The organism is Bacteroides caecigallinarum (genome assembly GCF_021530995.1).
GTDB classification, from domain to species: Bacteria; Bacteroidota; Bacteroidia; order Bacteroidales; family Bacteroidaceae; genus Phocaeicola; species Phocaeicola faecigallinarum.
The window spans coordinates 1-369 of record NZ_JADYTF010000309.1 but is presented as its reverse complement, the minus strand read 5'-3'; the positions used below and the strand labels follow the sequence as shown (position 1 = coordinate 369).

General features: G+C 43.1%; 1 protein-coding gene. It reads left to right on the top strand.

Annotation, left to right across the window (positions count from 1 at the left end; genetic code table 11):
• Positions 1 to 305: hypothetical protein (locus I6E24_RS16775; protein WP_235329847.1), on the top strand; the 305-nt coding region annotated here is incomplete at its 5' end.
• Positions 306 to 369: the final 64 nt, after the last annotated feature.

Here is a 369-nt window from a genome sequence, read left to right as displayed (position 1 = left end):
AAGGAGTTTCCATCAACTCATTCTGCATTAGCAACAATATTCCATACACGGCATTCTATGACTGGTTCAAGAAGACACAAAAGAAGGTTGTACCTGTAGAAGTGGAAGGAATTCCTGAAGAGTTGATCCAGTCAGGCAATGAAGAGCAGCATGATGTTGCTAAAGACAAGCCCAAGCGTACATCTTCCCATAAAGGAAACATCATGGTGATGATAAGAACCCGTGAGGGCTTGTGCATTCAGAAGAAAGGCTTAGACTATCAGGGGCTGAAAACACTGGTGGAGAAACTGGAGGGCTTATGCTAAGTATAAACGGACTGCATAACTTCTATTATCTTCCTGAACTTCATGACATGAGATGCAAGGCCCA